The organism is Streptomyces sp. NPDC059003, assembly GCF_042740445.1.
GTDB lineage: Bacteria > Actinomycetota > Actinomycetes > Streptomycetales > Streptomycetaceae > Streptomyces.
On sequence record NZ_JBHYJH010000325.1, the window covers coordinates 1 to 5,271 of the forward strand.

General features: G+C 73.9%; 4 protein-coding genes. 3 read left to right on the forward strand and 1 reads right to left on the reverse strand.

Going from position 1 to position 5,271, the window contains the following annotated elements; translation table 11 throughout:
* The first annotated feature begins 208 nt into the window (after positions 1–208).
* The 3 genes from ACFWZ5_RS44590 to ACFWZ5_RS44600 all read left to right on the forward strand — a co-directional run bounded on the left by ACFWZ5_RS44590 (position 209) and on the right by ACFWZ5_RS44600 (position 3,915).
* On the forward strand, positions 209–436 hold the full coding sequence (locus ACFWZ5_RS44590; protein ID WP_384806027.1) for a hypothetical protein: 228 nt from the start codon (positions 209–211) through the stop codon (positions 434–436).
* Between the two features lie 110 nt (positions 437–546).
* Positions 547–3,636 (forward strand): AAA family ATPase, encoded by a 3,090-nt coding sequence (locus ACFWZ5_RS44595; RefSeq protein WP_384806029.1) that lies wholly within the window; start codon positions 547–549, stop codon positions 3,634–3,636.
* A 72-nt stretch (positions 3,637–3,708) separates the two neighbouring features.
* Positions 3,709–3,915 (forward strand): DUF6191 domain-containing protein, encoded by a 207-nt coding sequence (locus ACFWZ5_RS44600; RefSeq protein WP_384806030.1) that lies wholly within the window; start codon positions 3,709–3,711, stop codon positions 3,913–3,915.
* Positions 3,916–3,975: 60 nt separating this feature from the next.
* Here ACFWZ5_RS44600 and ACFWZ5_RS44605 read toward each other — a convergent pair whose 3' ends face one another.
* The gene (locus tag ACFWZ5_RS44605) at positions 3,976–5,145 is read right to left on the reverse strand and encodes a PQQ-dependent sugar dehydrogenase (protein ID WP_384806032.1); all 1,170 of its coding nucleotides are present in this window, start codon (positions 5,143–5,145) and stop codon (positions 3,976–3,978) included.
* Positions 5,146–5,271: the final 126 nt, after the last annotated feature.

The window sequence follows — 5,271 nt, forward strand, 5'->3', positions numbered from 1 at the left end:
GGCTATTTCCAGCCCGTCCGGCGCTTGAGGACGAGCGCGCAGCGCGATGCGCCTAAGCCAATCCAAGGTCCACCTAAGCCCCCCGCCCCCGCCCTAAGGCCCCCCACCCCGCCCAAGATGCGGAACCCTCCCGATGTGGCCGACCCCCCTGGGAAACGAAAGTGGAGTCATCGCAGAGAGCGCACCACTGAGATCCCAGGGGGACGAGATGTTCGAGTACGAACTGCACCAGCTCCGCACCGCCGAACTGGCCCGCGAGGCCGCCCGCCACGGCCTGGTCCGCGAGGCCCTGAAGGGCCTGAAGGCCCTCAGGGTCCGCCCGGTCTACGGCAGGGACGAGGCCCTGGCCCGGGCGACCGAGGCCCGCACGCAGGCGCCCCGCCAGGAGCCGCGCAAGGCGGACGGCCCCACCGACCGCTACACGCGCGCCGCGTGACGCCCGCACACCGGCCGAGCGGCGGCCAACCACCCGGGACCGGGGCACACCACCGTGCCCCGGTCTCGCCCATTGAAATACCAGGTCCCGCAAAACCCCAGGTCTGTGCGATGCTCACGCCTGTGGAGACCAGGTCAGTGAGTCCCGTCTTCGTCGGCAGAACCGACGAACTGCGCGTACTGAACGACGCGCTCACCCGCGCCACGACGCCCCGCGCGGGCGAACCGCAGGCCCTGCTGCTCGGCGGGGAGGCAGGCGTGGGCAAGACCCGGCTCATGGAGGAGTTCGCGGCGGCCGCGGTCGCCGGGGGCGCCGTCGTCGCGGTCGGCGGCTGCATGGAGATCGGGGCCGACGGCCTGCCCTTCGCGCCGTTCTCCGCCGCCCTGCACACCCTGCGCCAGCAGCTCCCGGACGAGTTCGCGGCCGCCGCCGCGGGCCAGGAGGAGGAGCTGGCCCGGCTCCTGCCCGAGCTGTGCGACGCCCCGCAGCCCCCCGAGGCGGGCCGGAGGCCCGGCGAGGAGGCCATGGCGCGGCTCTTCGAGCTCACCGCCCGCCTTCTGGAGCGCGTTGCCGCCGACCACACCGTCGTCCTGGTCCTGGAGGACCTGCACTGGGCGGACGCCTCCACGCGGCACCTGCTGTCGTACCTCTTCCGCACGCTGCGCTCCGGCCGCCTCGTCATGCTCGCCACCTACCGCGCCGACGACATCCACCGGCGCCACCCGCTGCGCCCGCTGCTCGCCGAGCTCGACCGGCTGCGCACGGTGCGCCGCGTCGACGTGGGCCGGCTCACGCGGGACGAGGTGGGACGGCAGATGGCCGGGATCCTCGCCACCGAGCCCGCCCCGAAGCTGGTCGACGACGTCTTCGAGCGCTCCGACGGCAACGCCTTCTTCGTCGAGGAGCTCGCCGTCGCCTCGCACGGCAACAGCTGCGCGGCGCTCAGCGACTCGCTGCGGGACCTGCTCCTCGTACGCGTCGAGGAGCTGCCCGAGGAGACCCAGCGGGTGTCGCGGATCGTCGCCGAGGGCGGCTCGACCGTCGAGTACGACCTGCTCGCCGAGGTCGCCGGGCTCGGCGAGGACGAGCTGATCGACGCGCTGCGGGCCGCCGTCGGCGCCAACATCCTGATCGCGTCGCCCGACGGCGGCGGCTACCGCTTCCGGCACTCCCTGGTGCGCGAGGCCGTCGGCGACGACCTGCTGCCCGGCGAGCGCGCCCGCATCAACCGCCGCTTCGCCACCGCCCTCGAAGCCGACCCCGCGCTCGTCGCCGCCGACCAGCGCGCGACCCGCCTGGCCGGCTACTGGTACCACGCGCACGACGCCGCGAAGGCCCTGCCCGCCGTCCTGAACGCCTCCGTCGAGGCCCGCCGCCGCCACGCCTACTCGGAGCAACTCTGGCTCCTGGAGCGGGCGATGGAGCTGTGGGACGGCGCCCCCGACGACGTCCGCGTCCTGCTGCGCCCCGTCGACTACGCCGAGGTCTACCCGCCCTGCGGCTGCGACCCCGCCACCACCCCGCTGCGCTATCTGGACCTGATGGCCGAGGCCGCCGTCGCGGGCCGCCTGTGCGGCGAGCGCGAACGCGCCCTGAAGATAACCAAGCGGGCCCTGCGCCTCCTGGAGGACGACCCGGATCCGCAGCGCGCCGCGTGGTTCTGGGTGCAGCGCTCCCGGCTCGTGCAGAGCCTCGCCCGCGGCGACGGCTGGAAGGAGCTCGCCACCGCGCAGGACCTGGTCCGCGGCCTTCCCCCCTCCGAGGTGCACGCCGAGGTGCTGTCCGCGGTCGCCGGCTGGTCGGCGCTGCACGAGCCGGGCCCCGACGCCTTCACCGCCGCCGAACAGGCCGTGGAGTACGCCCGCATGGTCGGCGCCCAGGAGATCGAGCTGAACGGCCGCCTCACCCTGGGCAGCCTGATGGTCGACGCGGGCGACATCGACGGCGGGCTCGCCGAGCTGTACGCCGTCAGGGACCGGGTCGTCGCCGACACCATCGTCGGCGTGCTCTGCCGCAGCTACATCAACCTGCCCTCGATCCTCGAAGGCATCGGCCGCCACCGCGAGGCCGTCACCCTCCTCGACGAGGGCATCGAGCTCGCCCAGCGGTACGGCATGCGCGAGTCCGAGGCCTGGATGTGGTCCAACCGCTCCGAGACCCAGTACGCCCTCGGCCGCTGGGACGAGGCCCTGGACTCCGCCCGCCGCGCGGTCCTCAGCGCCAAGCCGCGCGGCGGCGCCTGCACCCGCCTCGCCTACTGCGCGCTCGCCCGCGGCGACTTCGCCGAGGCCGCCCACCAACTCGCCGAGGCCCGCAAGCACTTCGGCACGCACGACTACATGCCGCAGAACACCCTGCCCCTCGCCCGCATCGCCGTCGGCCTCGCCGGGGGCGAGGGCCGCATCCTCGACGCCCGCGCCGAGCTCGACCAGGCCGTCGGGTCCGGCCTTCCGCCGGGCACCCAGCGGTACGGCTGGCCGCTGCTCCTCGCCGCCGCCACCGCCGAGTCCGACGCCCACGGCGTCGCGATCGCCGAGGCGGGCCGCGAGGCGTCCGTGCACCGCATCCGCACCACCGCCAAGTCCCTCGCCACCAACGTGCCGGTCTGGCAGGCGTACGCCCTCTGGGTCCGCGCCGAACTGCAGCGCGCCGAGGGCCGCACCAACCCCGACGACTGGCTGGAGGTCCTCACCGAGATCGCCCCGCTGGAGCGGCCCTACGACCTCGCCCGGGTCCGCTACCGCCTGGCGGAGGCGCTGCTCACGGCCGGGACCTCCGGCTCGCGGCCCGCGTCCGCGACCGGCGGCGGCGACGCCGACCGGGACCGGGCCACCGAACTCCTGCGCCAGGCGGGCGCCGTCGCCGAGCACCTGGGCGCCCGGCCCCTCGCCGACGCCGTCGCCCGGCTCGCCCAGCGCGCCCGGCTCTCCCTGACCGGGGCGCCGACGCCCGCGCCCGCCGACCCGGCCGAGGAACTGGGCCTGACCACCCGCGAGCGGGACGTCCTGCGCCTGGTCACCGCGGGCCGCAGCAACCGCCAGATCGCCGAGGAGCTCTTCATCTCCCCGAAGACGGCCAGCGTCCACGTCTCCAACATCCTCGCGAAGCTCGGCGTCGCGGGCCGCGGCGAGGCGGCGGCACTGGCCCACCGGCTCCGGCTCTTCCCCGGCGCCGAGCAGGAGGAACGGGCCGCGGGGTGACCGCCCCGGCTCGTTTCCGGGGCGCTCGCTTACGCTGGAGAGCGGAACCTCGGTCGGCTCTCGGGAGGCGCAGTGTTCAACGTGTTCGAGCAGCTCTTCGCGCCTGGCCGCAAGCACACGGACGACGAGAACAAGCGGCTGGAGCTGACGCGCGTGGACGTGGACGACGGGGACCCCGGGCGTGGGCCGATCGACCTCGCCTCCGGCAAGGTGGTGGTGCGCGTCCCGCAGCAGACGTCCTCGGAGCCGGACGCGGAGCCGCCAGCCGACACCCCCTGACCCCTGCCCTCCAATCCCTGCTTCGCTACTTCACCTCACCTCACCTCACCTCACCTCACCTCACTTAACCTCCACCTCCAGGATCTTGTCGTCGCCCTTCTCGGGCGTCCCTCTGGAGTCCGTCTCGCTCGTCACCAGCCACAGCTTGTCGCCGCCCGCCGCGAGCACCGTGCGCAGGCGGCCGTGCTCCTCCGTGAGGAACGCCTCGGGCTCCGGCTCGCCCGTCGTGCCGCGCACCGGGATCCGCCACAGCCGCTGTCCCCGCAGGCCCGCCATCCAGACCGAGCCCTCGGCGTAGGCGACACCGCTCGGCGAGGCCTCGGACGTCTTCCACTGGGCCACCGGGTCGTGGAAGCCCTTGTCCGCGCCGCCCTCGCCCTCGACGTCCGGCCAGCCGTAGTTGTCGCCGGCCTTGATCTCGTTCAGCTCGTCCCAGGTGTTCTGGCCGAACTCGGAGGCCCACAGGCGCTTCCGCTCGTCCCAGGCCAGGCCCTGCACGTTCCGGTGGCCGTACGAATACACCGGGGAGTCGCCGAACGGGTTGCCCGGGGCGGGCTCGCCGTCCGGGGTCAGGCGGAGGATCTTGCCGCCCAGGGACTTCTTGTCCTGGGCGAGGCCCGTGTCGCCGGTCTCGCCCGTGCCCGCGTACAGCATCTTGTCCGGGCCGAAGGCGATCCGGCCGCCGTTGTGGATCATGCCCTTCGGGATGCCCTTGAGCACCGTGTCCGGAGCGCCGAGCTGTTGGCCCGCGGGCTTCTTCTCGTCGTACAGCATGCGGGCGATGCGGTTGTCCGACTCCGTCGTGAAGTACGCGTACACGAAGTGGTCGGAGGCGAACTCGGGGGAGAGCGCGAGGCCCATCAGGCCGCCTTCGCCACCCGACGCCACCCCGGGCACCGAACCGACCTCCGTCTTCTTTCCCGTCCCGCCGTCGACGCGGGTGAGGGTGCCCTCGTCGCGGGACGACACCAGGAGGTCGCCGCCGGGCAGCGCGGCGAGCCCCCAGGGCGACTTCAGGTCCGTGGCGAGCGTCTTGGTGACCCTGGCCGAGCCCTTCTCCGGTGGCGGCTCGGCGCCGTCCCCCGATCCCGACGCGCTGGGTCCCGACGCGTGCGATGTCGTGTTCCCCTCGGACGGGCCGTCGCCGTCGTCCGACGAGCACGCGGTGGCGAGCAGCAGGGCGGCGGTGGCCAACGTGGCCAGCGCGGCGGGGCGTTGAGGTCTCAGCACGATCAGGTTCCCTTCGACGCGGCACTCCTACCGTTCATACACCGCTCACGCCTCCTGGGTTCCCACGACCCTGCCGGGGGCTCCCCACTGCATCCATTAGCGCGCTCCGCGCGCGGGCGCCCCTTC

Excerpts from the sequence above, each read along its gene's own strand:
- ACFWZ5_RS44590 (WP_384806027.1), top strand. The coding sequence starts at position 209 with ATGTTCGAGTACGAACTGCACCAGCTCCGCACCGCCGAACTGGCCCGC.
- ACFWZ5_RS44595 (WP_384806029.1), top strand. The coding sequence starts at position 547 with ATGCTCACGCCTGTGGAGACCAGGTCAGTGAGTCCCGTCTTCGTCGGC.